The following is a 22,086-nucleotide window of genomic DNA, read 5'->3' on the forward strand; positions in this document are numbered from 1 at the left end:
CGCGGTGGGCGATCCACCCGACACCGGCCGCCCCGCTCCCGCAGCGGGTTCGAAGGGGCCGGCCTTCGCGCTGAGCGCCGGACTCGTCGTCACGGTGGCCGTGCTGGCGCTGGTGGCGATGGCGAGCGTGGCGCTGGGGGCGCGGTCCGTGTCGTTCTCGACGGTGATCGACGCCTTCCTCGCCCCGAACGGCTCCAACGACCACACGGTCATCCGCGAGCTGCGCGTTCCGCGTACGCTGCTGGGCCTCGGCGTCGGCGCGACGCTCGGCCTGGCGGGGGCGCTCATGCAGAGCCTGACCCGCAACCCGCTGGCCGACCCCGGCCTGCTGGGCATCAACGAGGGGGCCGCCCTGGGCGTGACGCTGGCGCTCGGCCTGTTCGGGCTGTCCGATCCGGCGATCTACGTCTGGTTCGCGTTCGGCGGCGCCGCGCTGGCCTCCGTGGTCGTCTACGCCCTGGCCTCGGCGGGCCGCTCGGGCTCCAGCCCGGTACGCCTCACGCTCGCCGGCGTCGCCTTCGGCATGGTGTGCACGGCGGTGGCCTCGGCCATCCTGCGCATGGACACGCAGACGTTCGACCGGATGCGGTTCTGGCTGACCGGGTCGCTGGCCGGGCAGACCGCCGACACGCTGGTGCGGCTGGCGCCGTTCATGGCGGTGGGGCTGGTGCTCGGGCTGCTGCTGGCCAGGCCGCTCAACATGCTCGCCCTCGGCGACGACGCGGGCCGGGCGCTCGGCGTGGCCGTGAACCGTACCAGGGTCCTCACCGGGGTGGCCGTCACGCTGCTGTGCGGCGCGGCCACCGCCGCCGCAGGGCCGCTGTGGTTCGTGGGGCTCATCGTGCCGCACGCCGTGCGCGCGGTGGTGGGGCCCGACCAGCGGTGGGTGCTCCCCTACTCGGCGCTGGCCGCGCCGGTGCTGCTGCTGGCCGCCGACGTGGTGGGCCGGGTCATCGCCCGGCCAGGAGAGGTGCAGGTGGGGATCGTGTGGGCGGTGATCGGCGCGCCGATCTTCATCATGCTGGCCAGGCGGAGGCGGGTGGCGGCGCTGTGACCGTCCGCGTCGGCCCCTGGTCCGTACGGCTCGCGCCCCGCGCCCTGCTCGTCGGCGCGGTCCTCGTCGTGGTCGCCTGCGCGGTGACCGTGGCGGCCATCTCGACGGGCGAGTTCACTGTGCCCGTGCCCGACATCGTCTCCGCGCTCTTCGGCCAGGGCACGCCGGTCGCCGAGCTGATCGTCAACAAGCTCCGCGCCCCTCGCGTGGTGACCGGGCTGCTGGTCGGCGCGGCGTTCGGGCTGAGCGGCGCCATCTTCCAGAGCCTCACCAGGAACCCCCTGGGCAGCCCCGACTTCATCGGCTTCACCGCCGGCGCCTCGACGGGCGGCATCATCGCCGTCGTGGCGGGCGGCTCCGCGATGGCGATCTCCGGTGGCGCGCTGGCCGGGTGCGTGGTCACGGCCGTGCTCGTGTACGCGCTGGCGTTCCGGGGCGGCGTGCAGGGCTACCGGCTGGTCCTGGTCGGCATCGGGGCGAACGCGCTGCTGCTGGCGGTCAACTCGTACCTGCTGACCAGGGCGAACATCAACGACGCGGCCACCGCGGGCGCCTGGCTCACCGGCAGCCTCAGCGGGCGCGGCTGGAACCACGCGATTCCCGTGGCGCTGGCCCTGGCCGTGCTGCTGCCGGTGTGCGCGTTCGTCGCGCGCCCGATGCGGATGATCGAGATGGGCGACGACGCGGCCAAGGCCATGGGGATCCGGGTGGAGGTCGTGCGCGCGGTGGCGATCACGGCCGGCGTGCTGCTGTCCGGGGTGGCCACGGCCGCCGCGGGGCCCGTCGTCTTCGTCGCGCTCGCCGCGCCGCAGCTCGCCCGGCGGCTCACGCGTTCGGCCGGGGTGACGATGGGGGCCTCGGCGCTCATGGGCGCCGTGCTGCTGACCGGCGCCGACCTGGCCGCCCAGCGCGTGCTCGCCCCCACCCAGCTGCCCGTCGGCGTGCTGACCGCCGCCATCGGCGGCACGTACCTCGCCCTGCTCCTGCGAAAGGACCGCCACTGATGGCCCGTTTGTCAGGCACCGATCTCACGCTCGCCTACGACCAGCGCGTCGTGGCGGCCGACCTGAGCGTGGCGATCCCCGACGAGTCCTTCACCGTGATCATCGGCCCGAACGCCTGCGGCAAGTCCACCCTGCTGCGCGCCCTGGCCCGGATGCTCAAGCCCAGGTCCGGCGCCGTCCACCTGGACGGGAGCCTGATCACGTCGCTGCCGTCGAAGGAGGTGGCGAGGCGGCTGGGCCTGCTCCCGCAGAGCTCGATCGTGCCCGACGGGATCACCGTGGCCGACCTGGTGGCCCGCGGCCGCTACCCGCACCAGCGGCTCATGCGGCAGTGGTCGCACGCCGACGAGGCGGCGGTGTCCGAGGCCATGCGCGCCACCGACGTGGCGGAACTGGCCGACCGGATCGTGGACGAGCTGTCGGGCGGGCAGCGGCAGCGGGTGTGGCTGGCCATGGCGCTGGCCCAGGAGACGCCGATCCTGCTGCTGGACGAGCCGACCACGTTCCTGGACATCTCCCACCAGATCGAGGTGCTGGACCTCTGCGCCGACCTGCACGAGGCCGGGCGCACCATGGTGGCCGTCCTGCACGACCTGAACCAGGCCTGCCGGTACGCGACCCACCTGATCGTGATGCGGGGCGGCGAGGTCGTGGCGGAGGGGGATCCGACGGAGATCGTCACGCCCGAGCTGGTGCACCGGGTGTTCGACCTGCGCTGCGAGATCATCCCTGACCCGCAGTCCGGCACCCCGCTCATCGTCCCCGAGTCCCGCCGGCGCATCTCCACCACCGCCTGACCCTGCGTTGTCCGGCGGGTGTGGTCAGGTGGTGAGGGCGGTGGCGAGGGTGGTGGCGAGGGTGGTGATGGTCGCGGCGGCGCGGGCCGGGCCGTAGGCGTCCTTCAGAACCGCCGCCGCCTCCGCGCCCATCGCGGCCAGCAGCGCGTGGGACAGGGCGTCGGCGTCGCACCCCGCGCGGGACTCGGCCAGGAGGATCGCCACGTGCCGGTGCCAGAAGCGGTAGGCCCCGATCCGGTAGCGGGCCCCCGGGCTGGCGGTCTCCGACATGCGGACCAGGTCCAGGTGGGCGAAGAGGTAGTCGAGGTAGGCGGCCACGAAGGCGGTGAGGCGCTCGGGCGCGGGACCGCCGGGCCCGAGGGGCGGCGGGCCGGACAGGATGCGCTGCTGCAGGTCGCGCTCGCGCGAGTCCAGCAGCGCCACGGCGAGCCCGGACTTGTCGCCGAACCGCCGGAAGAGCGTGCCCTTGCCCACCCCGGCCTCCGCCGCGACGGCGTCCATCGAGACGGCCTCCACGCCCTTCTCCGCGAACAGCCGGGCGGCCGCGGCCAGCACCTTCTCCCGGTTGCGCGCCGCGTCCGCCCGCTCCTTCACCGGGCGGCCGACCAGAAGCTCCAGGGACTCCGACATGATTCGGACTCTAGTCCATTTCAGTGCCGCCGACATCCGCGGCGCGGGACGCCGTTCAGAGCACTCCGCACCGGCGTACGACCAGCAGCGCCAGGGCCCGCGTGACCTCGCGCAGCTCCCTCAGCTCGACCTGCTCCCTGGGCGCGTGCGCGTACCGCACGTCCCCGGGGCCGTAGTGCAACGTCGGGATCCCGCCGGCCGCGTACAGCCGCAGGTCGCTCCCGTACGGCGCCGCCGCCTCGGCGGGCCGCGCGCCCGTGACGTCGGCGACCGCGCGGCCGACCTCGTCCAGCAGCGCGTGTCCCGCGGGCAACCGGCCGCTGGCGAACTGGCCGCCGGGCCACGTCACCACCGGTGGGTTGTCGCGCAGCCAGGGATGGGCGACGGCCGCGACCGCCTCCTCGAACGCGGCCCGCGCCGCCGCCGGGTCCTCCTCCAGCCGCACCCCGAGCCGCCCCTCGGCGACCAGCAGGTCGGGCACGGTGCTGGCCCAGTCGCCCGCGCGCACGGTGCCGATCTCGATCGGGTACGGCGCCCCGTCACCCCGGAAGAGGCCGGGAACGTCGTGGTTGCGCTCGGTCTCCAGCCGCCTGATCGCCTCGAACACCGGCCAGAACGCCTCGACCGCGCTGACCCCCTCGTGCCGCGTGGCCCCGTGCGCGGCCCGCCCGGCGATCTCCAGCCGGAACGTCAGCGCGCCCGCGTTGGCCGTGATGACCGCGCCGCTGGTGGGCTCGGTGATGACCGCGGCCTCCGCCGTGTGGCCCCTGGCCAGCGTGGCGAACGCGCCGAGCCCGCCGTCCTCCTCGCTGATCACGCAGTGCACCGCCAGCGGCCGGGCCAGCCTGACCCCGGCCTTCTTGATCGCCCGCGCCACGGCCAGGTTCGCGACCAGACCCGCCTTCATGTCGCAGGCGCCCCTGCCGTGCAGCACGTCGCCGGTGATCCGGGCGGCGAACGGGTCGTGCCCCTCCCACTTGGCCAGGTCGCCGGTGGGGACCACGTCCACGTGACCTTGGAGCGCCAGCGCGGGCGTGCTGTCGCCAGGGTCGGCGCCGCCGGTCACGGCCACCACGCCGTACCCCTCGCTCCTGGGCGCCTCGGTGCCGGGGAAGCCGGGGCGGGCGGCCAGGCCGGGGAGGTCGAGTTTCCAGACGTCCACGTCCATGCCGGCCTCGGTGAGCAGGCGGGCGAACCGGTGCTGCAGCTCGGACTCGGCGCCGGTGCCCGTGACGCTGGGGACGCCGACGGTCTCGGCCAGCAGGTTCACGGTCTCGGCCTCGTCGATGGCGTTCAGGACGCCGGCCTCCACGTCGCGCATGGTGCACACCCTACTCATGAACCCCGATCGCGTTTCGCGGCAATACAGGGCGTGCGGACATGGGTGAGTTGGATCGTGGTGGTGCCGTTCGCGGGGTGGGCGGTCGTGCGGTTGAGCGGGTTCGAGCCGGACTGGCCGTGGGTGCCGGTGGTGGCGTACACGCCGTACGCGGTGTGCGCGGCGCTGGCGGGCCTGGCGCTGGTCTGCCTGCTGAGGCGGTGGGCGGCGGGCACGGTCGCGCTCGTCACGGTGCTGGCGTTGACGCCGGCCGTGCTCCCCCGGGCCCTGTCCGACGGCAACCCCGACGCCGGCGGGCCGGTGCTGCGGGTGCTCGCGGCGAACCTGCTGGTGGGGCGGGCCGACACGGCGGAGCTGATGGCGCTGATCACCAGGTTGAGGCCGGACGTGCTGACGTTGCAGGAGTTCACGCCGGACGCCATGCGGCGGCTGGACCGGGCGGGGGTGCGCGCGAGGTTGCCGTACGCCGTCACGCGGCCGCGGGAGGGCGTCGGCGGGTCGGCCGTGTACGCGCGGCACCCGCTCGCGGCCGGCCGGATCATCAGTTACGGCGGGTTCGGGCAGGCCAGGGCCTGGCTCACGCATCCCGGCGGGGCCCGCGTGGAGATCGTGTCGGTGCACCCGTGCGCTCCCAAGCGGATCGGGCGGCAGCCGTGCTGGCAGTCGGGTCTGGCGGCGCTGCCGCCCGCGGGCAAGGAGCCGCGGGTGCTGGCGGGCGACTTCAACGCCACGCTCGACCATCTCCCGGTACGCCACCTGCTGGCGAGCGGCTACCGGGACGCGGCCGACGTCATGGGGCGGGGGTTCGTGGCGACCTGGCCGCAGGAGGGCTCGGACGTGGACCTGCCCGGCGTGGCGATCGACCACGTGCTGGCGGACTCGCGGATGGCGGTGCGGGAGTTCGAGGTGCTGTCGCTGGAGGGCACCGACCATCGGCCGGTGTTCGCCGAGCTCAGGCTGCCTTGATCGCGCTTCCGGAGTCTCGGGGCTGTCATGACTCGTAAACTTGGGGCCGTGGTAGAGCCCAAGTTCGAAATTCAGATGCTGCACGACCGGGTCATGATCAGGCTGGAGCCGGAGGCCGAGGAGCGGCGCAGCGGCTCCGGGATCGTCATCCCCGCGACGGTCAAGATGGCCAACCGGCTGGCCTGGGGCGAGGTGTGCGGCGTCGGTACGAACGTGCGCTCGGTCAAGGTGGGCGACAAGGTGCTCTTCAACCCGGAAGACCAGTTCGAGGTCGAGGTGCACGCGCGGACCTATCTGGTGATGCGCGAGCGCGACCTGCACGCGGTGGCCACCACGGAGACCGACCACGGCACCGGTCTCTACCTATGACCCGCGGGTGAAGGAGAGCCAGAGGTCGGCGGCCCACGTCGTACGGGGCAGGTCCGCGAGCACGCGCGTCGTTCTGCCGGTCAGATCGAGCAGCACCAGCCGGTAGGCCGTGCCGCGCGCCACGACGGCGATGACGTGGCTGTCGTCCCACCAGCCGAACAGCGCCTCCGGCCGGGCGTTCACGCGCTGGACGATCTTGCCTTTGGCCGGGTCCACCAGGCAGAGCTGTTCCTTGAAGCGTGACGGGCACCAGGTCGTCAGCCGGGTGCCCGTCGGCGAGAACGAGTCCTCGGGGCCGGTCGGCAGGCCGACCCCGGCGTAGGTGCGCAGGACCGCGCCGTCCACGGCCCGGTAGACGCGCAGGCCGGTCCCGTACATCGAGACGAGGTTGCCGTCGGGGCTCCACCAGAAGCCCGCCTTCGCGCTCAGGCCGGTGACCCTGACCGTGCGCGCGGCCTTGGCCGCCACGTCCACGACGGTGAAGCCGATCACGCGCCATTTCCCGCCGGTCTTCTGCTCGACCGTGAGCGCGACCTGTTTCCCGTCGCGGGACCAGGACGCGTAGGAGGCGGTCAGCGGCTTCTTGACCGTGCGGATCCGGCCGGCCGCGCCCGTGGTGCGATCGGTGACGATCAGGGAGTCGTAGCCCGACCGGTACGCCTTGGGCACGCCCGCCGTCAGCCGCCCGCCGGGCGCGACGGACACTTCGGACAGCGCCTGCTCCAAGGTGAACCTACCGCCGGTCGTGGACCTGAGGTAGGTGCGTTCGGTGCCGAGGCCGTAGGCGCTCAGGCGTACCGGATCACCTGCTGTCTCGCGATATTTCACGCCCCCGGTCCCGGGGAGCGCGAGGTCCGCCCGGGCGGCGGCCGGCAGCGTCGTGGGACCCGTAAGTCCCGCGGACGCGTGGCCGGAAAGCGTTAAGGACAGCGCGATGGCGATTTTGGCGAGCACGCCCGCAGAATAGGCAGGAAAGCGCGAAATTTCGGTCCGCTATGCCGGACCGATCTATATGTGACCCCGGACGAACTCGATCGCGTCGAAGCCGAGCGTGAGCAGGCCGAAGTAGATGATCACCCCGGCGGCGGCCACGGTCACGACGAGCACGACGATGCGCACCAGCCAGCCCTGCCGCTTGTACCACTCCATCCAGGCGTGCAGCGTGCGCTTGCCGAACTCCAGCACGCGGCGGGCCCAGTGGAACTCCACGGCCAGCACCGCCAGCCCCGCGAACACGACCGCCCACCCCGGCCCGGGGAACGGCACCATGATCAGCCCGGCCGCCACCATAAGGGTCCCGACCACGCCGAACACGATCTTCAGCGTGAGCGCGCCCGTGCGCGTGGACCTGATCCCGTCCAGCCACCCGTGGAGGCCGGTACGGCGTTCGGGCATGCTCGAATGCCCGGCGGCTTCACCCTTGATCACGTCGGCGTCGCCGGTGTCGGAGTTCTGAACCTGCACAATTCCCCCCGGCAGTCGGTGTGCCACCCAGGATACGGGCCTTCACTAGGTGCCGACTTGCAGGCCGCTAGCAAAACGCGGAACCCCGCGCACGGTAAAATTTCCCGCCAGAAGAGGCTACTTCCGGCAAACATCGGTTAATGTCTGCTATGCCCGAGGTCTTGCTTCGTACCGTCACCGGTCCCGTACGCGCGGCGGCCATCACCGGCCCCGTACTCCCGCACGAGCACCTGCGCACCGACATGCGCTGGGCCGTCGGCATCGACTCGGACCCGCACCGGTGGCTCGACGAGGAGCAGGCCGTCACCGCCGAGCTCCGCGAGCTGCGCCAGGCAGACGGCCTCGGCCTGGTGGTCGACCTGACCTGCATGGGGATGGGCCGCGACGCCTCCGCCCTGGCCCGCATGGCGGCCGGCAGCCGGGTGCCGGTGATCGCCTCGACCGGCCTGTTCGCCGAGCCGTTCACCGAGGTCGGCGACGCGGACGTGGACACGCTCACCGCCCGGCTCATGGACGAGATCCTCAGCGGCGTGGACGACATGGGCGTCTTCCCCGGCGTGATCGGCGAGGTCGGCACCTGGGGCGCCGAACCGACGCCGCGCGAGGAGCGCTGCCTGGTCGCCGCCGCCCGCGCCTCCCTGAAGTCGCGCCTGCCCGTCGCCACGCACGGCGCGCACGCCCCCGCGCTCCTGGAGATCCTGCTCGGCCAGGGCCTGCCGGGCTCCCGGGTGGCCGTCGGCTACGCGGGCACCGACCTGGGCGCGGCCAGGAAGATCGCCGAGGCCGGCGCGTACGTGAGCCTGGGCGTGCTCGGCCTGGGCCCCGACCAGGCGGCCAGGATCGCGCTCGGCCTCATCGAGGACGGCCACGCCGAACGCCTGCTCATCAGCACGGGGCTGAGCCGGGTGGCGCAGCTGCGCAAGTACGACGGGCCGGGCTACGCGCACCTCCTCCGCGTCCTGCTGCCGCGCCTGCGCGAAGCCGGCGTCGGCGAGGACACGATCGGCCTCATCACCAGCGCGAACCCTGTGCGCTGGCTCACAGGCGGAATGGCTTGACCTCAACCAATGTCAAGGTTGCAGACTCGGCCGCATGACCTTCACAGCAGCGGAGCTTGACTACCTGTCCTCGCAGCACCTCGGCCGGCTGGCCTCGGTGTCACCCGGCGGGCAGGTGCAGAACAACCCGGTCGGCTTCTTCGTCGACTCCGGAACCGGCACGATCACCATCGGCGGGCACGCCATGGGCGCGTCCAAGAAGTTCAGGAATGTCGAGAAGGGCAGCACCGTCGCGCTCGTCGTGGACGACCTGGCCTCGGTCGATCCGTGGGTGGTGCGCGGCATCGAGATCAGGGGCACGGCGGTGGCGCTGAGCGACGTCGACCCGCCCGTGCCGTTCTTCTCGCGAGAGATCATCAGGATCACCCCGAAGAAGATCACCTCGTGGGGGCTGGAGGGCCCGCGCCAGACCCGGAACGTGTGAAAGCTCGCTAGGATCGGGGCAACACGAGCCTTGGCCGGGTGGGGATGGTGACGGAGCAGACGCACAGGGCCGGCCGCCGGCGCCGGTCGCTCGCCGCCCTGTCACGCCTGGTCCGGCTCGGCGACGTCCCCGTCGTCATCATGCTGGCGTGGGCGGGCTGGCTGGCCGTCCCGTGGTCGTTCAGCGGCCTGGCCCAGGCCCGCGCCGCGGCCGCTGCCGCCGCCGCGGAGGCCGAGCCGCCGCCGTTCGCCGCCGAGTCCGTACGCGCCGAGTCGGCGCCGCAGGCCGCATGGGGCATCCCGGCGGCCCAGCACCACCGGCTCACCACGGTGCGTTCCACCGCGGACGCCGCGCCGGACGTGGTGATGCCTGACCTGGTGACGCCGGACGTGATGAGGCCGGGCCTGGCGACGCCGGGCCTGATGGCGCCGGACTCCCTGGCGGCGGAGCGGGCCAGGATCGCCGGAGCGGTGCACGACGCGGCCGGGCACGGGCTGGCCGCCATCGCCATGCAGGCCGGGATCGCGCTCGTCACCCTCGACGACGACCCCGAGCAGACGCGCGCCTCGCTGCGAGCCATCAGGGAGACCAGCGCGACGGCGCTCGCGCAGCTGCGGGCGGCGCTCGACGGCATCGACCCGCCGGGCGCCGACCTCGCCGGGCTCGCGGGGCTGATCGACGGCGTCCGGGCGGCGGGCGTGCCGGTGGACGTCGAGCCCGCGGACTTCGCCGTGCCCAGCCGGCTCCGGGCCGCGGTCTACGGGGTGGTGCGCGAGTCGCTGACCAACGTCCTGCGGCACGCGGGGCCCACCAGGGCGCTCGTGCGGGTGGGCGGAGGTCCGGGCGAGTTCGTGCTGGAGGTGGCCGATCGGGGCGCGGGCCGTGCGAGCGCGGGCGAGGGCCGCGGGCTGGCCGGGATGCGCGCCCGGGTCACCGAGGCGGGCGGCCACTTCGCCGCCGGGCCGCGCGAAGGCGGCGGCTTCCAGGTGATCGCCCGGTTCCCCCGGGTCTCGGCGTGACCACCCCGGGCCGCGCGACCTCTCCGGACGGCGCGACCTCTCCGGACGGCGTGATCAGGGTGGCCGTCGCCGACGATCAGGCGGTGGTGCGGATGGGGCTGCGGGCCCTGCTGGAGCGCGCGCCCGGCATGGAGTGCGTGGGCGAGGCCGCCGACGGGGCCGCCGCGCTGGCGCTGATCCGCCGCGCCCGCCCCGACGTCCTGCTGCTCGACATCCGCATGCCCGGCATGGACGGGCTGGCCGTGCTGCGGGCCATCGCCGACGACCCCGGCCTGCGCGCCACCAGGATCGTCGTGGTGACGACCTTCGCCGTCGACGAGTACGTCTTCGCCGCCCTCCAGGCCGGGGCCAGCGGCTTCCTGCTCAAGGACAGCGCCCCGGAGGAGCTGGTCAACGCCGTGCGCGTGGTGGCCGCCGGGGAGGCGCTGCTGTCACCGGCGATCACCAAGAAGGTCATCGGGCTGTTCGGGCGGCACGGCACCGAGCCGGTCGAAGGGCTGGAGACGCTCACGCCCCGGGAGCGGGAGCTGGTGGCCTGGGTGGCCACCGGCAGGTCCAATGAGGAGATCGCCAAGGAGCTGGTGATCAGCCCCGACACCGTCCGCACCCACGTCAGCCGTGCCATGGTCAAGCTGCGCGCCAGGGACCGGGCCCAGCTCGTGGTCTTCGCCATGCGAGCCGGGCTCGGCGTGTGACTCACCGCCGGAGGAAGCCCTCGTAGTTGCGCTGCTGGAGCTGCGACTCGATCTGCTTCACCGTGTCCAGCCCGACGCCGACCATGATCAGCACGCTCGTCCCCCCGAACGGGAAGTTCTGCTGCGTGCCCGGATCCCGGAGGATCGCGAACGCCACCAGCGGCAGCAGCGCCAGCACCCCCAGGTAGAGCGCCCCGGGCGCGGTCAGCCGGGAGAGCACGTACGCCAGATAGCGCGCCGTGGGCCCGCCCGGCCGGATCCCGGGAACGAATCCCCCGTAGCGCCGCATGTTGTCCGCCACCTCCACGGGATTGAAGGTGATGGAGACGTAGAAGTACGCGAAGGCGACGATGAGCAGCACGTACACGCTCATGTAGAGGGGATGCGTCCCCGAGGTCAGGTTGAGCTCCACCCACGTCCGCGCCGAGTCCCCCAGCAGCGGCGCCGCCAGCGTCGGCATGTACAGCAGCGAGGAGGTGAAGATCACCGGCACGATTCCCGCCTGATTCACCTTCAGCGGAATGTACGAGTTGCCGCCTCCGTACATGCGCCGCCCCACCATCCGCTTCGCGTACTGCACCGGGATCCGCCGCTGCGCCTGCTCCACGAACACCACGGCCGCCACCAGGCACAGCCCGGCCGCCATCATCACCACGAAGCTCACCGGGCTCAGCACGAAGATCTTCGCCATGTATCCCGGGAAGACGGCCACGACCTGCGTGAACATCAGGATGGACATGCCGTTCCCGATGCCCCGGTCCGTGATCAGCTCGCCGAGCCACATGACCACGCAGGCCCCGGCCACCATGGTCAGGACGATCACGATCACGGGCAGCAGCCCGTCGTCGCGCAGCAGCGGCTTCGCGCACCCGGGCAGCAGCTGGCGGGAGCGGGCGAGCGCGACGATCGTGCCGGCGTTCAGCACGGCGAGCCCGACGGTCAGGTAGCGCGTGTACTGGGTGATCTTCGCCTGGCCCCGCTGCCCCTCCTTGCGCAGGGCCTCCAGCCGGGGCACCAGCACGGCGAAGAGCTGCATGATGATGCTGGCCGTGATGTAGGGCATGACGCCCAGCGCGAACACCGACAGCTGCAGCATCGCGCCCCCGCTGAGCATCTGCACCATGTCGAACAAGCCGCCCTTGGCCGACCCCACGCACTCCCGCACGGCCACCACGTCCACCCCCGGGGAGGGCAGGAGTTGCCCGAGGCGGAACAACGCGATCAGTCCCAGCGTGAACAGCAGCTTCTTTCGCAGCTCCGGCACCCGGAACGCCCTGGTCAAGACGGTCAACATGGTCAAGGAGTCTGACCTGGGCGGCGCCCGGGGTCGTCCGCCGAGACGAGGCACCCGCGTACGCAGATCCGCGTACGCCACCATCAGGACTCCACCCGGTCAGGACGGCACGCGATCAGGACGAGCCGCCGTCACGACAAGCCGCCGTCACGACTCCACGCGGTCAGGACGGCACGTGGTAGTCGTCGTCGCGGGCGTCCAGGATCGCCATGTGCCCCGGCAGGTGGCCGATCGCGTACTCGACGCCGCTGGCCATGACCGCCGCCTGCGGCGTCACCCCGCACGCCCAGAACAGCGGCACCTCCCCCTCCCGCACCTCGACCGGATCGCCGAAGTCCGGCCGGGCCAGGTCGCGGATCCCGATCGCCGCGGGGTCGCCGACGTGCACCGGCGCCCCGTGCACCAGCGGGTACTGCCCGCTCACCTCGACCGCGGTCTTCACCAGCTCGTCCGGCACCGGCCGCATCGACACCACCAGCGGCCCCGACAGGCTCCCCGCGGCCGCGCAGGCGACGTCCGTGACGTACATCGGCACATTCGTCCCCAGCTCCAGGTGCCGCACCGGCACCCCGGCCGCCAGCAGCGCGCGCTCGAAGGTGAAGCTGCACCCGATGAGGAACGGCACCAGGTCGTCCCGCCAGCGCTCCACCACGTCGCCGAGGTCCGCGACCGGCTCGCCGTCGCGGAAGAGCCGGTATCCGGGCAGGTCGGTACGCAGATCGCCGGGGAACAGCGGCGTGGACCAGGCGCCCGGCTCCCCCACGTCCAGCACGGGGCACGCCTGCGGGTTGAGGTGGGCGAACAGCAGCAGCTCGTACCGCAGCCGCCGCGGCACGGCGATCAGGTTGGCCTGCGTCCACCCCCGGCACCACCCCGCCGTGGGCACGCGCTCGCCCGCTCGGAAGCGCTCCCGCGCCTGCGCCGGGCTGAGATCGGCGACGTCCACACCCCCGACAGTACGCCCGCGTGGCAGGTCCGCGTGATGCCGGGCGCTTGCGGGGCAGCGGGCTTGCCGTGCGTCTCGGCCGACCTGGGCGCGATCCTCGGCATGGTGGCCAACGGCATGCAGTACGGCGCCATGACCGTGCACTACTACTGGATCGGCGCCGTGCCGGCCATGGTGTCCCTCGGCATCGTGATGATGCCCTTCTACCACCACTCGAAGGCCCGCAGCGTGCCCGAGTTCCTAGGCAGGCGCTTCAACGGCGCCACGCAGCTGCTGAACGCGATCACGTTCGCGGTCGTGCAGATCCTCATCGCGGGCGTGAACCTCCACGCGCCGACCCCGGTCATGGAACCGCTGCCGGGCTGGCCGCTGTGACGTACGGGGTGATCCTGCGAGCGACATCCGGACGGTGATCGGCGGGTTGTTCCTGGTGTACGGCGTGATCCTCGTCGTCGCCGGCGCGCTCGGGAACGCGGTCGACCTGTGGACCGGCCTGGCCATAGCCGTCTTCGGCGGCGCGTTCGTGGCATGGGCCCAAGTCAGACGCCTCTGACCGACGCCCACCTCAGTGGCGGCGGGTTCGTGGCGTGGGCCCGGGTCAGACGGCTCGGACCGGCGCCACTCTCAACACTCGCTCAGTACTCACTCAGTACTCGACCTCGAACGTGTGGGGCCCGAGCACGTACCCACCCTGCCCTGGCACCACGTACCCGTGCTCGATCAGGTGCGCGAGGCTCTCCCGCACCTGCTCCTCGGTGAGCCCGGACGTCCGGACCACCGCGGCCGGCTCCGCCAGGCCGTGCTCCACCGCCAGGGACGCCACCGCCTCGTAGACGTAGACGTCGACGTCCGACAGAGCCTGAACATCGTGGACCTCGATCATGATCGCTGTCTCGCCCCCTCCCTCAGCCGGTTCGGGTCGACCTCGCGGTCCGGGTAGCGGCGAAGGTATTCGCTCTCCAGTTCGTTCATGCGGGACGTGTGCACCGCCAGAGCGTCGTCCGACCCGTGGAAGAAGGTGTCGCTCCGGGTGATGTGCAATTGCCGCAGCTCGCGGAGCAGATCCTTGTCGCTGAGCTGCACCGGATCTATTCCCATCGTCGTCATGGACTCCCTCTACCCCAGAGTCCTCCGACAATATCTGTCACATTTCCTGACATTTGGGCATTGTCTGTAAGAGATCGTCGCCTTACGGTCCCCTTATGGACCTCGAGCTCAGGCACCTCAGGATCGTCCGTGCGGTCGCGGACGCGGGAAGTGTGAGCAAGGCCGCATCCCAGCTCGGGCTGGCACAGCCGGCCCTGACCGCCCAGCTCAAGCGCATAGAGCGGGTGCTCGGGGGCACGCTGTTCGAGCGCGACCGGCATGGCGCGAGACCCACCAGGCTGGGCGAGCTCGTGCTCTCCAGGGCACGGGTGCTGCTTCCCGCGGCGCAGGAGCTGCAGGAGGAAGCGGTGCGTTTCGCCGCCGCCCCCTCCCCCGGATTCCGCATCGGCGCCACCAACGGCCCCGTACTGGGCGGCCTGGTCCACCGGCTCGCCGCGGAACGCGCGGTCAGCACGTACACCTCCTGGTCGGCCCACGAACTGACCAGCATGGTCGAGCTCGGCCGCCTCGACTACGTGCTGACCGGCGCCTGCGGCGACTCCGGCGCCCCCACCGGCACGCTCGTATGGGAGACGATCAGCCTCGACCCCGTGTTCTGCCTGGTCGGCGAGGAGCACCCGGCCGCCAAGGAGAAGGAGGTGGAGCTCGCCGATCTCGCCGGCGAACAGTGGGCGGTCACGCCCGGCGACGGCTGCTTCGCCGACTGCTTCGCCACGGCGTGCGCGCGGGCCGGGTTCACGCCGGGCACGATCTACGAGACCGACGTGTCGACCTGCGCCCACCTCGCCCAGGTCGGTCGCGCGGTCGTGCTCTGCCAGGCCACCCACCAGCCCGCCCAGGGCCTGTCGATGGTGCCGCTGGCCGGCGCCCCGCTGCGCTGGCGCCAACTCCTCGGCCACCACCCCACCGCGTCCGAGGCCGACTGGGTGGTGTCACAGGCCAAGCAGGCCCACATGGACGCGGTCCGCCGCAGCCCCGTCTACCACGATTGGCTGGTACGGAACCCCGGCTACGGCACCGCCCCGTGAGCCGTACGAACCGGGGAGGGCCCGGACTCCCTCCCCGGTTCACCGTGACGTATCACGCCAGGCTGTACTCCCACCCGGGCCGCCATTCGAACGGCGCGTCGACCAACTCCTCCAGCGGAGTCCCGTGCAGCAGATTCTGCAGCGCCCACCGATTGGCGGAGTGCGACACCAGGAGCACCACCCGCCCCTGCCACTCCTTCATCACGTCCCGCAGGAACCCCGCCATCTCCGCCACGACCTGCCGATAACTCTGCCCACCCGGCCACGGCGTGTCGATGTACCTGCTCCGCAGCGCCGCCACCTCACTGACCGGCCGCCCGTTGTAGATCCCGTAGTCGCACTCCCTGAGCCGGCGATCGAGCCTGATCTCCTTGCCGTCCCCCGCAAAGGCGATCTCCGCCGTCTGCACGGCCCGCCGCAGATCGGAGGCGTAAACAACATCCACCGCCGCCCGCCGCACCCCCAGCTCCGCCGCCAGAACCCGCCCACGCTCGGACAACTCACCAGGCAACCACCCGGTGGCGATGCCCGTCTCGTTGTCCACGGTGATGGAGTGAGTCTCGTAAACCAGCTTCACGGCCACGCCCAGACGCTACCGCCCCAGGGATCCCCCGAGACTCAGCTTGGAGCGAAGACCCCGAATATGATCGAGTCAGGCTCCAACAACACTGCCGGGCATGGAATGATATCCGCGGAGACCCGTCTCCCGTTCGGCCGGACGCCACGACCGGAGCCGATGCTCTAGCCTTAGCATGCGCAGGGGCTCAGCATGGTCTCCCGACGTCCCACCGCACGCCACACAACTTCATCCAGGGGCGGTAGCTCAGCCGGTCAGAGCATCGGACTCATAATCCGTGGGTCGTGGGTTCAAGTCCCACCCGCCCTACTCTCAAATACGGCGTTCGACCTGGGCTTTCTCGGTCCTCGCCGGCCTCGGATCTCGTTGTTGATCATGGTTGGTTGCTCGGCGGTTGCTCGGCCGCGGGGGTTGCGTAACGCGGTAGATCATTTAGGCCGCCATCGTCACGACAGACCCCAGCGACGATCAAGAGAAGATCAAGCCGGAACGCCTGCACGGTCCACTCCCCCAAGCCACAGCACCGGGGTGGTCAACTGCTGGTTCCTGAGCATGCCCCCCCGCCCTCGCCTCGCGGCCAAGCGCACTTTTCATCCGCTGGAGCATACGCGGCCAGTCGACCGCACTGCGGTTCCAGCATCGCGCTCAAGACAACGCGACACGCCCGAGCTTTGCGGCTCTTGGGGCGTGAACTGGCATTTCTCAGATAATCACCAACTGTGATTGCATGCCAGCAGCTGGACTCCTAGCCTCTAACCACTACATGTAGTAGGTCCTTCTGGGTCGGTCCTCTACAAGTTGTGGTTGGCATGCCTGCGGACGCCGCCCTTCCGAGCATCGCGTTCCTCGCCTGCCGTTACGCGTCCTGAGGTACGGGTTCGCAGATCTACGACGATTGGCGAGGCGACGATGGCGTCTGGCGAGCTGGACACCGGCACGATCTCTGAAGCTGCCCTGAGGGAGCTGCATGAGGGCCAGCCAGGTCCGGCGACCATAGCGCTCCTGCAGCAGATGGGGCGGCAATGTACACGATCTGCCCGTACCAACTTCCCGCCACCGGAGGGCTACCCCTACTGGAGTGACGACGCCGTCGATCACCTGCTCGCTGACATGTTCGACCGTGAAGATCACGACAACCCCGGACAGGAACACAAGTGGCTCCTCAACTGCTACCTCCGAGCTACAGACGGGGCATCCCTGGAGCGGCTGCTGCTGACCACCATCGAGAACTTCCTCAAGGACCAGGCCAAAGGCACACTTCGGGGTCAACTTCGGCGAAGACTGCAGACGCTCTTCGAGGCCGACGACCGGTTCGAGCCCGTGGAAGGAGATCGCTGGACCCTGGCTGACGAGCCGGTTCGCATCTGGCAAGGTGACCTCACCGAATTGGAGCGAGCTGCCCTCGACGTGCGCGGCGTGGAGATCACCCGCTGGAACCACGCCGGCAAGACGCCGCGTGACAGCAGGGAGGCCCTGCTGACAGTGGCCGAGGCGGTCCTTACCTCGGCCCGGGGGGCGGTTCGCGCCGAGGACCTTGCCCGTGTCCTGCAGCAGCGCTTCCGGATGCTTAACGAACCGAGTTTCGTGTCCTTCGACGATCAGCTTGATCAGCCGGACGAAGTAGCAGCGGTCGATGTTGACGTGCGGGCGCGTGAGCTGTTCGCGCTGCTGTCGCCGGGGGAGCGCCGTTTGGTACCTCTGCTGGGCGAACGGAGTCGTTGGAAGGAGGTACTGGGCACGGGCCGGGCGCGAGCTGGTGTGATGGGTGACGCGCTCATCGAACTGTTGCGTCTGGCCACGGTGGATGACGCCGACCATGACAGGGTGGTGCTGGCGCTGGTGGAATTGTGCGGCGGGCTCGATGACCCGGGTTAGGTCGTCTGTCGATAGAGACGGAAGTGACGCCAGGTCGAGCGGAGGAGCATCATGTCGTCGGTGGGACGAGATGGAGAGCAGGGGCTGGGTCGGCTCATGGCTGCGGTCGGCGCGGTTCGAATACCCAACGAGGTTCGCGCAGTGGTGCAGGCTGAACCACATGATCCGGTTCCCGCCCAGTTGTGGCGTGCGCGCTGGGCTGAGGTCATCGAGCTGTTGCTGATCACGGAAGTGAACGATTCGGTCGTCGCCATGCCGATCACGCTCGAGGACCATCACGCCGACGCGCGAACGCTCGTGCTGGCGCCTGGCCAGAGCTCCCTCGCCGTGACGCTGGTGGTGTGGACGGACCTGGCGCACCGGGTGCCCATGTGCGTTCTTGACCGTCAGATCGGGACCGTGGCGGTCGACGTTTCGCGGCCGGGGTGGGAAGCCGCTGCAATCGCCGGGGGTGCCCAATGCGCCGGCGACCCGGTGAGCGCGGCCGATTCCCGGCATCAGGTACGGGCCAGGTTGCAGGACGCCATGGATGCGTTCGTGGAGGCGGCGTGGGCTCCATCAGGCACCGGGGATCTCGCCCGACTGCTGGCGGCGGCATCTCTCAGTCCGCAACGGTTGATCGACGCGCTGGGCGTCACGCCGCAGCGGGCGCTGGCGCTACGGCGGGGGCAAGCCGCGGTGTCCGATGTGGAGGCGGCAGCGCTGGCTCCACTGCTGGGCATTACCGAGGAGGCGGTGTTAGCCGCCAACGCCCCACCGCCTGCGGGACTGGTGGCGCACATGAGCAAGCCACACCGCCGGGCACAAGTCATGAGACTCGCACGGAAACGCGGCGTCAGCGAGTACCGCGCCCGGCTTGCAGCGACGTACGGAGTGAACGCGCAAGCTGCGCGCCAAACCGGCCAGTCCCACGAGCCGGCGTGGGAGGAACGGATCGATCGCTACTTTCAGGTGACCCTGGAGGACTGATGCCGCTCGTGCTCCGTGAGATGGTCGCCGCTCAAGTGGCGGCGATGCTGCAAGTGCTGGAGCAGCTCTCGCCAGGAGCAGTCGTGCGGCTCGGCACCGACCCTTTCACCACCTTGTCGACGTTCCCCGATCTCGAGGTGCGCCTGGTACCGGAGAGCGGAACAGGTGACCGTGTGGAAACCTCGGGATGCAGCGTGGCCGGGGTGTACATCTCTGACGCGGTGCCGCCCATCCTGGCCGTGGCGACCTCCACCAGCGCCGGCCGCAGAGCCTTCACCGTGTTGCACGAGCTCGGCCACCATCTGCAGCAGCACGAGACGACGCTCACCGACCTGCTGCTAGAGCAGCCCGATGACGGGCTCGCGCTGGAAGACGCGGCATGCGACGCCTTCGCCACCGAAATCCTGCTGCCTGTCTCGCTGGTCGACCGGTCCATCGGGGCACGCGGCCCGACCGCCGTGCAAGTCTTGGACCTCTGGCAGGCATCAGTGGCCTCGCGAGCGGCCGCGTGTGTGCGTGCCGCACAACGCCTTTCGAGCCCGGGCCATATCGTGCTCTTGGAGGCGGACGGCAAGGTGTCCTTCGCGACCAGCGTCGGTCTCCCTCCGATCGCCCGCGGCAGCGTACAGGCCGACATCAGCACCGTCCGCGAGGCCCTGGCCGGTTCCGGGCGCGCCTCTGGACACACCCGATTGCGTTACCGCGACGGTATCCACGGCGATGAATTGCATGCTCAAGTCGTACCGATGGGCGGCCTTCTCCTGCTGGTGGCCGTCACCGACCGCGCGCCTTGGCTGAAATTCGCGCCTCCCTCGCCCGCGTCTGGCCCGGTTGCCCCCACCTGGGTGTGCGAACACACCGAATGCGGCCACGAGTTCACCTCTTTCGACGCTCGTTGCCGGGGGTGCGGCCGTCCGCCATGTCCCGAGTGTCAGCGATGCCAGTGTCCACTCAGAGTCAGCGAGCAAACCTGTTCCCGCTGCTTCCAGCGCTTGCCCGCCTCGGTGTTCACAGCGGGGTCCGCGGCCTGCTCCGAGTGCTCCTGAAGAACTTTTGTCTGTTGGGGCGTCAGAGGCGCAATAGGTCGTCTGTTCCTGCTGTGAGGCCCCATCGCAGAGGACTCACCGGGTGCCGCGAACGCCGACGACGCTCACCTCGCACCATCGGTCGGCGGAACAGGAAAAGTACAACCTCCATGAATCGCACAACGATCCCGGCGGCCTTTGGGATCTTCGACACAGAGCTCAACCTCGATCCCGCGGAGCGGGAGAAGGCGATGAAGCGTCACCAGGACATCACCGACGTGCTCACCAAGGCGGGCATCGCGGCCTCCACCTTCCTGCAGGGCAGTTTCGCCCGCAAGACCATGCCCAAGCCGTTGAAGGACGTCGACATGGTGATCGTCCTGAGCGAGGAATTCCGTCAGGCGTGGTTCGGGGCGGGCAAGGGCGGGCCTGCGGGGGCGATGGCGCGGCTTCGCCGTGAGATCGAGAAGCACTGGCCGGATGCCCGTTTCGATGTCACCGACGCGCCTGCCCACGCCTTGCAGATCACCTTCCCCGACTGCACCTTCACCGTCGATTTGGTCCCGGCCTTCGCCGACGTCAACGGTGGCGAGGACGTGTTCATCGCCGATCGTGAACTCGACCGCTGGGAGTGGTCCAACACCCGCACCCTGCGCCGGGTGGTGGCTGAGAGGAACCAGGCGACAGACGGTGTGTTCGTTCACCAGGTGCGCATGGGCAAGGCGTTCAAGAGCGACAAGCCCGAGCTGCAGGGCCTGTGTGGGCTGGTCATCGAGTCGCTGTGCTACGACGCGATCACCAGGAGGATGGCGCACGCGAGCGCCATGGTGGCCTTCTTTGAGCACGCGGCCAGTGCGGTGATGGGCAAGGTGATGGACCCCACGGGGGTCGACGACCTGGCCGCGGAGTGGACGTTGTCCGACCGGACGATCTACAGCAAGGCCTTCACCACGGCAGCGGCGCGCGGCCGGGAGGCCCTCGATCTGGCTACTGACGGCGAGCACGAGGCCGCCATCGAGATCTGGCACTCGGTGCTCGGCGACCCGTTCCCGGCGCCACCACCGCAGACGTCCGCCCAGGCGCTGACCGGACTGACGGCCGGCAGCATCACCTCGACCGGTCGCGCCGTCTCCTCCCGGCGCGGGACCCAGCCGAACAGGCCGGCGAGGTCATGGCGTACTCGGTAACCGAGGCGCTCGCCAATCCCGCCGAGGCGGCCGAATACCTCCTCCGCCACGCCGATTTGTACGGCGTGGCGGAGGCCACCGGCCACAGCGGTTGGCGAGGCGCCGCCTTGTTCAACCTGACCCTGTTGCCCCTGCCCTCACTCACCCGCGACGGCTATCCGGCCGAGCACGTGCGGCTGGTGATCATGCCGCCTGGCGATCGGATCCACGTCTACCCGCGATCGAGCTCCGGACGCCGCTTCAAGCACCGCAACTCACAGCCCGCCGACCTGTGCCTCCAGTACGACCGAGACGATCCGGCACTTCGGTGGCTTCCTGAGGACGGCCTAGAGCCGCTCATCACACTGATCCACCGGCACCTGATGTTCGAGGAGGCGTGGCGACGCACCGGCGTCTGGCCGTGCGAAGATGCCCCGCACGGTGACGGCACTGATCAGCCCCACCGTATTCGCTCACCCCAGATGCGGAGGGAACAACACCGATGGGTCCGACGCTGCTGATCACACACTTAGCCCCCAGCCAGGCCAGCGAACAGTCAACCTTGCTCTCGGTCGGCCTGGCCATTCTCGGATCAAGCGTACTCGCCGGAGTGCTCGGCACCCTCCTGGGCAACGCCAGGGCCAACGCCGCCCTCCGGCGCGACCGCTACGCCCAAGCAGTCCGGTGCCTGGTCGCCTGGGCGGAATACCCCTACCGGATCCGCCGGCGCACCGATGACGAGCCCGGCACTCTCGCGGCACTCGCCAACCACGGGCATACCCTGCAAGAGCAGCTTGCCGAATCCAAGGCCTGGGTCGCCGCCGAAAGCCAAGCCGTCAGCAAGGTCTTCGACTCCTGCCTGGCAGAGCTCAGCGCTCGCGTCTCACCGGCATGCGTATCCGCCTGGCAAGCACCGCCCGTTACGACAGCTGCCGGAATGGTTCTCGGCTATACCGACCCACAAGGCGTTGACCAGATTGTCGCCCGGGTGGAATTCGCAGTCATCTACCGATTCGGATACCGCCGCCTCATGTGGCGGCGATGGGCATTGTGGCGTCTACGACGTCGTGGCTGCCTGGAGAGCTTCGACGCGATCGTGATTGATCCGGCGCTGTCGAAGCAACGTGAAGTTGGACCTGTCGGGGACGGTGAACAGTGAGACATCAGGAAGGATAATGGGCTGTGAAACCCAACAAGCGGCGCCGTAGAACGCTGCGAGGGACGCCGCCTCCTGGCAGAAGCCCTACAAGTGGTTAAGGTAATACTCGCGAGTCAAACTA

27 protein-coding genes and 1 tRNA gene are annotated in these 22,086 nt (G+C 70.4%); 19 read left to right on the top strand and 9 right to left on the bottom strand.

What is annotated here, in order from left to right:
* Window positions 1-4 precede the first annotated feature (4 nt).
* From ACIBQ1_RS36630 to ACIBQ1_RS36640, 3 genes are read left to right on the top strand one after another with little or no spacing between them, the layout of a single operon-like run.
* Window positions 5-1,054: a FecCD family ABC transporter permease gene (locus tag ACIBQ1_RS36630; protein WP_397283974.1), complete on the top strand. Its 1,050-nt coding sequence runs from the start codon at window positions 5-7 to the stop codon at window positions 1,052-1,054.
* Window positions 1,051-2,058 (top strand): FecCD family ABC transporter permease, encoded by a 1,008-nt coding sequence (locus tag ACIBQ1_RS36635; RefSeq protein WP_397283976.1) that lies wholly within the window; start codon window positions 1,051-1,053, stop codon window positions 2,056-2,058. The genes ACIBQ1_RS36630 and ACIBQ1_RS36635 overlap by 4 nt, the downstream gene beginning before the upstream one ends.
* Window positions 2,058-2,855: an ABC transporter ATP-binding protein gene (locus ACIBQ1_RS36640; RefSeq protein ID WP_397283978.1), complete on the top strand. Its 798-nt coding sequence runs from the start codon at window positions 2,058-2,060 to the stop codon at window positions 2,853-2,855. Before ACIBQ1_RS36635 ends, ACIBQ1_RS36640 begins: the two co-directional genes overlap by 1 nt.
* Before the next feature lie 24 nt (window positions 2,856-2,879).
* On the opposite strand, the gene ACIBQ1_RS36645 is transcribed toward ACIBQ1_RS36640, so the two are convergent.
* Both ACIBQ1_RS36645 and ACIBQ1_RS36650 read right to left on the bottom strand, forming a co-directional pair.
* Window positions 2,880-3,485: a TetR/AcrR family transcriptional regulator gene (locus ACIBQ1_RS36645; RefSeq protein WP_397283980.1), complete on the bottom strand. Its 606-nt coding sequence runs from the start codon at window positions 3,483-3,485 to the stop codon at window positions 2,880-2,882.
* Between the two features lie 55 nt (window positions 3,486-3,540).
* On the bottom strand, window positions 3,541-4,806 hold the full coding sequence (locus tag ACIBQ1_RS36650) for an ArgE/DapE family deacylase (protein ID WP_397283982.1): 1,266 nt from the start codon (window positions 4,804-4,806) through the stop codon (window positions 3,541-3,543).
* Window positions 4,807-4,857: 51 nt separating this feature from the next.
* On the opposite strand from ACIBQ1_RS36650, the gene ACIBQ1_RS36655 reads away from it, so the two are divergent.
* Both ACIBQ1_RS36655 and ACIBQ1_RS36660 read left to right on the top strand, forming a co-directional pair.
* The gene (locus ACIBQ1_RS36655) at window positions 4,858-5,790 is read left to right on the top strand and encodes an endonuclease/exonuclease/phosphatase family protein (protein ID WP_397283984.1); all 933 of its coding nucleotides are present in this window, start codon (window positions 4,858-4,860) and stop codon (window positions 5,788-5,790) included.
* A 48-nt stretch (window positions 5,791-5,838) separates the two neighbouring features.
* The gene (locus tag ACIBQ1_RS36660) at window positions 5,839-6,159 is read left to right on the top strand and encodes a co-chaperone GroES (RefSeq protein WP_355383532.1); all 321 of its coding nucleotides are present in this window, start codon (window positions 5,839-5,841) and stop codon (window positions 6,157-6,159) included.
* On the opposite strand, the gene ACIBQ1_RS36665 is transcribed toward ACIBQ1_RS36660, so the two are convergent.
* Complete coding sequence (locus ACIBQ1_RS36665; protein WP_397283986.1) at window positions 6,154-7,113, bottom strand: hypothetical protein; 960 nt, start codon at window positions 7,111-7,113, stop codon at window positions 6,154-6,156. The genes ACIBQ1_RS36660 and ACIBQ1_RS36665 overlap by 6 nt on opposite strands.
* 54 nt (window positions 7,114-7,167) lie before the next feature.
* On the bottom strand, window positions 7,168-7,623 hold the full coding sequence (locus ACIBQ1_RS36670; RefSeq protein ID WP_397283988.1) for a TIGR02611 family protein: 456 nt from the start codon (window positions 7,621-7,623) through the stop codon (window positions 7,168-7,170).
* A 149-nt stretch (window positions 7,624-7,772) separates the two neighbouring features.
* On the opposite strand from ACIBQ1_RS36670, the gene ACIBQ1_RS36675 reads away from it, so the two are divergent.
* From ACIBQ1_RS36675 to ACIBQ1_RS36690, 4 genes are read left to right on the top strand one after another with little or no spacing between them, the layout of a single operon-like run.
* Window positions 7,773-8,681, top strand: coding sequence for an aryldialkylphosphatase (locus ACIBQ1_RS36675; protein ID WP_397283990.1), 909 nt, complete (start codon window positions 7,773-7,775; stop codon window positions 8,679-8,681).
* A gap of 34 nt (window positions 8,682-8,715) precedes the next feature.
* Window positions 8,716-9,105, top strand: coding sequence for a PPOX class F420-dependent oxidoreductase (locus ACIBQ1_RS36680; RefSeq protein WP_397283992.1), 390 nt, complete (start codon window positions 8,716-8,718; stop codon window positions 9,103-9,105).
* Window positions 9,106-9,149: 44 nt separating this feature from the next.
* Window positions 9,150-10,124 (top strand): sensor histidine kinase, encoded by a 975-nt coding sequence (locus ACIBQ1_RS36685; RefSeq protein ID WP_397284215.1) that lies wholly within the window; start codon window positions 9,150-9,152, stop codon window positions 10,122-10,124.
* 50 nt (window positions 10,125-10,174) lie between these two features.
* The gene (locus tag ACIBQ1_RS36690; RefSeq protein WP_397284217.1) at window positions 10,175-10,819 is read left to right on the top strand and encodes a response regulator; all 645 of its coding nucleotides are present in this window, start codon (window positions 10,175-10,177) and stop codon (window positions 10,817-10,819) included.
* Between the two features lies 1 nt (window position 10,820).
* Here ACIBQ1_RS36690 and secY read toward each other — a convergent pair whose 3' ends face one another.
* Window positions 10,821-12,113, bottom strand: a complete 1,293-nt coding sequence (gene secY / locus ACIBQ1_RS36695) for a preprotein translocase subunit SecY (RefSeq protein WP_397283994.1) — start codon at window positions 12,111-12,113, stop codon at window positions 10,821-10,823.
* 163 nt (window positions 12,114-12,276) lie between these two features.
* Window positions 12,277-13,059 carry a putative hydro-lyase gene (locus ACIBQ1_RS36700; RefSeq protein WP_397283996.1) on the bottom strand — a complete coding sequence of 261 codons (783 nt, stop codon included), beginning with the start codon at window positions 13,057-13,059 and terminating at the stop codon, window positions 12,277-12,279.
* A 63-nt stretch (window positions 13,060-13,122) separates the two neighbouring features.
* Between ACIBQ1_RS36700 and ACIBQ1_RS36705 the strand changes: the two genes are divergently transcribed.
* Both ACIBQ1_RS36705 and ACIBQ1_RS36710 read left to right on the top strand, forming a co-directional pair.
* Complete coding sequence (locus ACIBQ1_RS36705; protein ID WP_397283998.1) at window positions 13,123-13,434, top strand: hypothetical protein; 312 nt, start codon at window positions 13,123-13,125, stop codon at window positions 13,432-13,434.
* Between the two features lie 34 nt (window positions 13,435-13,468).
* The gene (locus ACIBQ1_RS36710; RefSeq protein ID WP_397284000.1) at window positions 13,469-13,612 is read left to right on the top strand and encodes a hypothetical protein; all 144 of its coding nucleotides are present in this window, start codon (window positions 13,469-13,471) and stop codon (window positions 13,610-13,612) included.
* A 93-nt stretch (window positions 13,613-13,705) separates the two neighbouring features.
* Here ACIBQ1_RS36710 and ACIBQ1_RS36715 read toward each other — a convergent pair whose 3' ends face one another.
* Both ACIBQ1_RS36715 and ACIBQ1_RS36720 read right to left on the bottom strand, forming a co-directional pair.
* A complete protein-coding gene (locus ACIBQ1_RS36715; protein ID WP_397284002.1) occupies window positions 13,706-13,942 on the bottom strand; it encodes a hypothetical protein in 237 nt (78 codons plus the stop codon).
* Window positions 13,939-14,166 (bottom strand): DUF6158 family protein, encoded by a 228-nt coding sequence (locus ACIBQ1_RS36720; protein WP_397284004.1) that lies wholly within the window; start codon window positions 14,164-14,166, stop codon window positions 13,939-13,941. The genes ACIBQ1_RS36715 and ACIBQ1_RS36720 overlap by 4 nt, the downstream gene beginning before the upstream one ends.
* 95 nt (window positions 14,167-14,261) lie before the next feature.
* Between ACIBQ1_RS36720 and ACIBQ1_RS36725 the strand changes: the two genes are divergently transcribed.
* On the top strand, window positions 14,262-15,194 hold the full coding sequence (locus tag ACIBQ1_RS36725; protein WP_397284006.1) for a LysR family transcriptional regulator: 933 nt from the start codon (window positions 14,262-14,264) through the stop codon (window positions 15,192-15,194).
* Between the two features lie 52 nt (window positions 15,195-15,246).
* Here the strand turns inward: ACIBQ1_RS36725 and ACIBQ1_RS36730 are convergent, their stop codons facing one another.
* Complete coding sequence (locus ACIBQ1_RS36730) at window positions 15,247-15,777, bottom strand: histidine phosphatase family protein (RefSeq protein ID WP_397284008.1); 531 nt, start codon at window positions 15,775-15,777, stop codon at window positions 15,247-15,249.
* 229 nt (window positions 15,778-16,006) lie between these two features.
* Here ACIBQ1_RS36730 and ACIBQ1_RS36735 point away from each other — a divergent pair.
* The 7 genes from ACIBQ1_RS36735 to ACIBQ1_RS36765 all read left to right on the top strand — a co-directional run bounded on the left by ACIBQ1_RS36735 (window position 16,007) and on the right by ACIBQ1_RS36765 (window position 21,965).
* Window positions 16,007-16,080, top strand: a tRNA-Ile gene (locus tag ACIBQ1_RS36735).
* A 600-nt stretch (window positions 16,081-16,680) separates the two neighbouring features.
* Entirely contained in the window at window positions 16,681-17,646 is a 966-nt protein-coding gene (locus ACIBQ1_RS36740) for a hypothetical protein (protein ID WP_397284010.1), read from the top strand.
* A 51-nt stretch (window positions 17,647-17,697) separates the two neighbouring features.
* On the top strand, window positions 17,698-18,615 hold the full coding sequence (locus ACIBQ1_RS36745) for a hypothetical protein (protein ID WP_397284011.1): 918 nt from the start codon (window positions 17,698-17,700) through the stop codon (window positions 18,613-18,615).
* Window positions 18,615-19,661, top strand: a complete 1,047-nt coding sequence (locus tag ACIBQ1_RS36750; RefSeq protein ID WP_397284013.1) for an ImmA/IrrE family metallo-endopeptidase — start codon at window positions 18,615-18,617, stop codon at window positions 19,659-19,661. The genes ACIBQ1_RS36745 and ACIBQ1_RS36750 overlap by 1 nt, the downstream gene beginning before the upstream one ends.
* Before the next feature lie 149 nt (window positions 19,662-19,810).
* A complete protein-coding gene (locus ACIBQ1_RS36755; RefSeq protein WP_397284015.1) occupies window positions 19,811-20,827 on the top strand; it encodes a hypothetical protein in 1,017 nt (338 codons plus the stop codon).
* Complete coding sequence (locus ACIBQ1_RS36760) at window positions 20,812-21,327, top strand: hypothetical protein (protein WP_397284017.1); 516 nt, start codon at window positions 20,812-20,814, stop codon at window positions 21,325-21,327. The genes ACIBQ1_RS36755 and ACIBQ1_RS36760 overlap by 16 nt, the downstream gene beginning before the upstream one ends.
* A complete protein-coding gene (locus ACIBQ1_RS36765) occupies window positions 21,309-21,965 on the top strand; it encodes a hypothetical protein (protein ID WP_397284020.1) in 657 nt (218 codons plus the stop codon). The genes ACIBQ1_RS36760 and ACIBQ1_RS36765 overlap by 19 nt, the downstream gene beginning before the upstream one ends.
* Window positions 21,966-22,086 lie beyond the last annotated feature (121 nt).

It is taken from the genome of Nonomuraea sp. NPDC050153 (genome assembly GCF_044460125.1).
GTDB lineage: Bacteria > Actinomycetota > Actinomycetes > Streptosporangiales > Streptosporangiaceae > Nonomuraea.

Coding starts and splice junctions, on each gene's coding strand:
- ACIBQ1_RS36640 (WP_397283978.1), top strand. CDS start 2,058: ATGGCCCGTTTGTCAGGCACCGATCTCACGCTCGCCTACGACCAGCGC.
- ACIBQ1_RS36645 (WP_397283980.1), bottom strand. CDS start 3,485: ATGTCGGAGTCCCTGGAGCTTCTGGTCGGCCGCCCGGTGAAGGAGCGG.
- ACIBQ1_RS36650 (WP_397283982.1), bottom strand. CDS start 4,806: ATGCGCGACGTGGAGGCCGGCGTCCTGAACGCCATCGACGAGGCCGAG.
- ACIBQ1_RS36675 (WP_397283990.1), top strand. CDS start 7,773: ATGCCCGAGGTCTTGCTTCGTACCGTCACCGGTCCCGTACGCGCGGCG.
- ACIBQ1_RS36680 (WP_397283992.1), top strand. CDS start 8,716: ATGACCTTCACAGCAGCGGAGCTTGACTACCTGTCCTCGCAGCACCTC.
- ACIBQ1_RS36685 (WP_397284215.1), top strand. CDS start 9,150: ATGGTGACGGAGCAGACGCACAGGGCCGGCCGCCGGCGCCGGTCGCTC.
- secY (WP_397283994.1), bottom strand. CDS start 12,113: ATGTTGACCGTCTTGACCAGGGCGTTCCGGGTGCCGGAGCTGCGAAAG.
- ACIBQ1_RS36715 (WP_397284002.1), bottom strand. CDS start 13,942: ATGATCGAGGTCCACGATGTTCAGGCTCTGTCGGACGTCGACGTCTAC.
- ACIBQ1_RS36720 (WP_397284004.1), bottom strand. CDS start 14,166: ATGACGACGATGGGAATAGATCCGGTGCAGCTCAGCGACAAGGATCTG.
- ACIBQ1_RS36725 (WP_397284006.1), top strand. CDS start 14,262: ATGGACCTCGAGCTCAGGCACCTCAGGATCGTCCGTGCGGTCGCGGAC.
- ACIBQ1_RS36740 (WP_397284010.1), top strand. CDS start 16,681: ATGGCGTCTGGCGAGCTGGACACCGGCACGATCTCTGAAGCTGCCCTG.
- ACIBQ1_RS36745 (WP_397284011.1), top strand. CDS start 17,698: ATGTCGTCGGTGGGACGAGATGGAGAGCAGGGGCTGGGTCGGCTCATG.
- ACIBQ1_RS36750 (WP_397284013.1), top strand. CDS start 18,615: ATGCCGCTCGTGCTCCGTGAGATGGTCGCCGCTCAAGTGGCGGCGATG.
- ACIBQ1_RS36755 (WP_397284015.1), top strand. CDS start 19,811: ATGAATCGCACAACGATCCCGGCGGCCTTTGGGATCTTCGACACAGAG.
- ACIBQ1_RS36760 (WP_397284017.1), top strand. CDS start 20,812: ATGGCGTACTCGGTAACCGAGGCGCTCGCCAATCCCGCCGAGGCGGCC.
- ACIBQ1_RS36765 (WP_397284020.1), top strand. CDS start 21,309: ATGGGTCCGACGCTGCTGATCACACACTTAGCCCCCAGCCAGGCCAGC.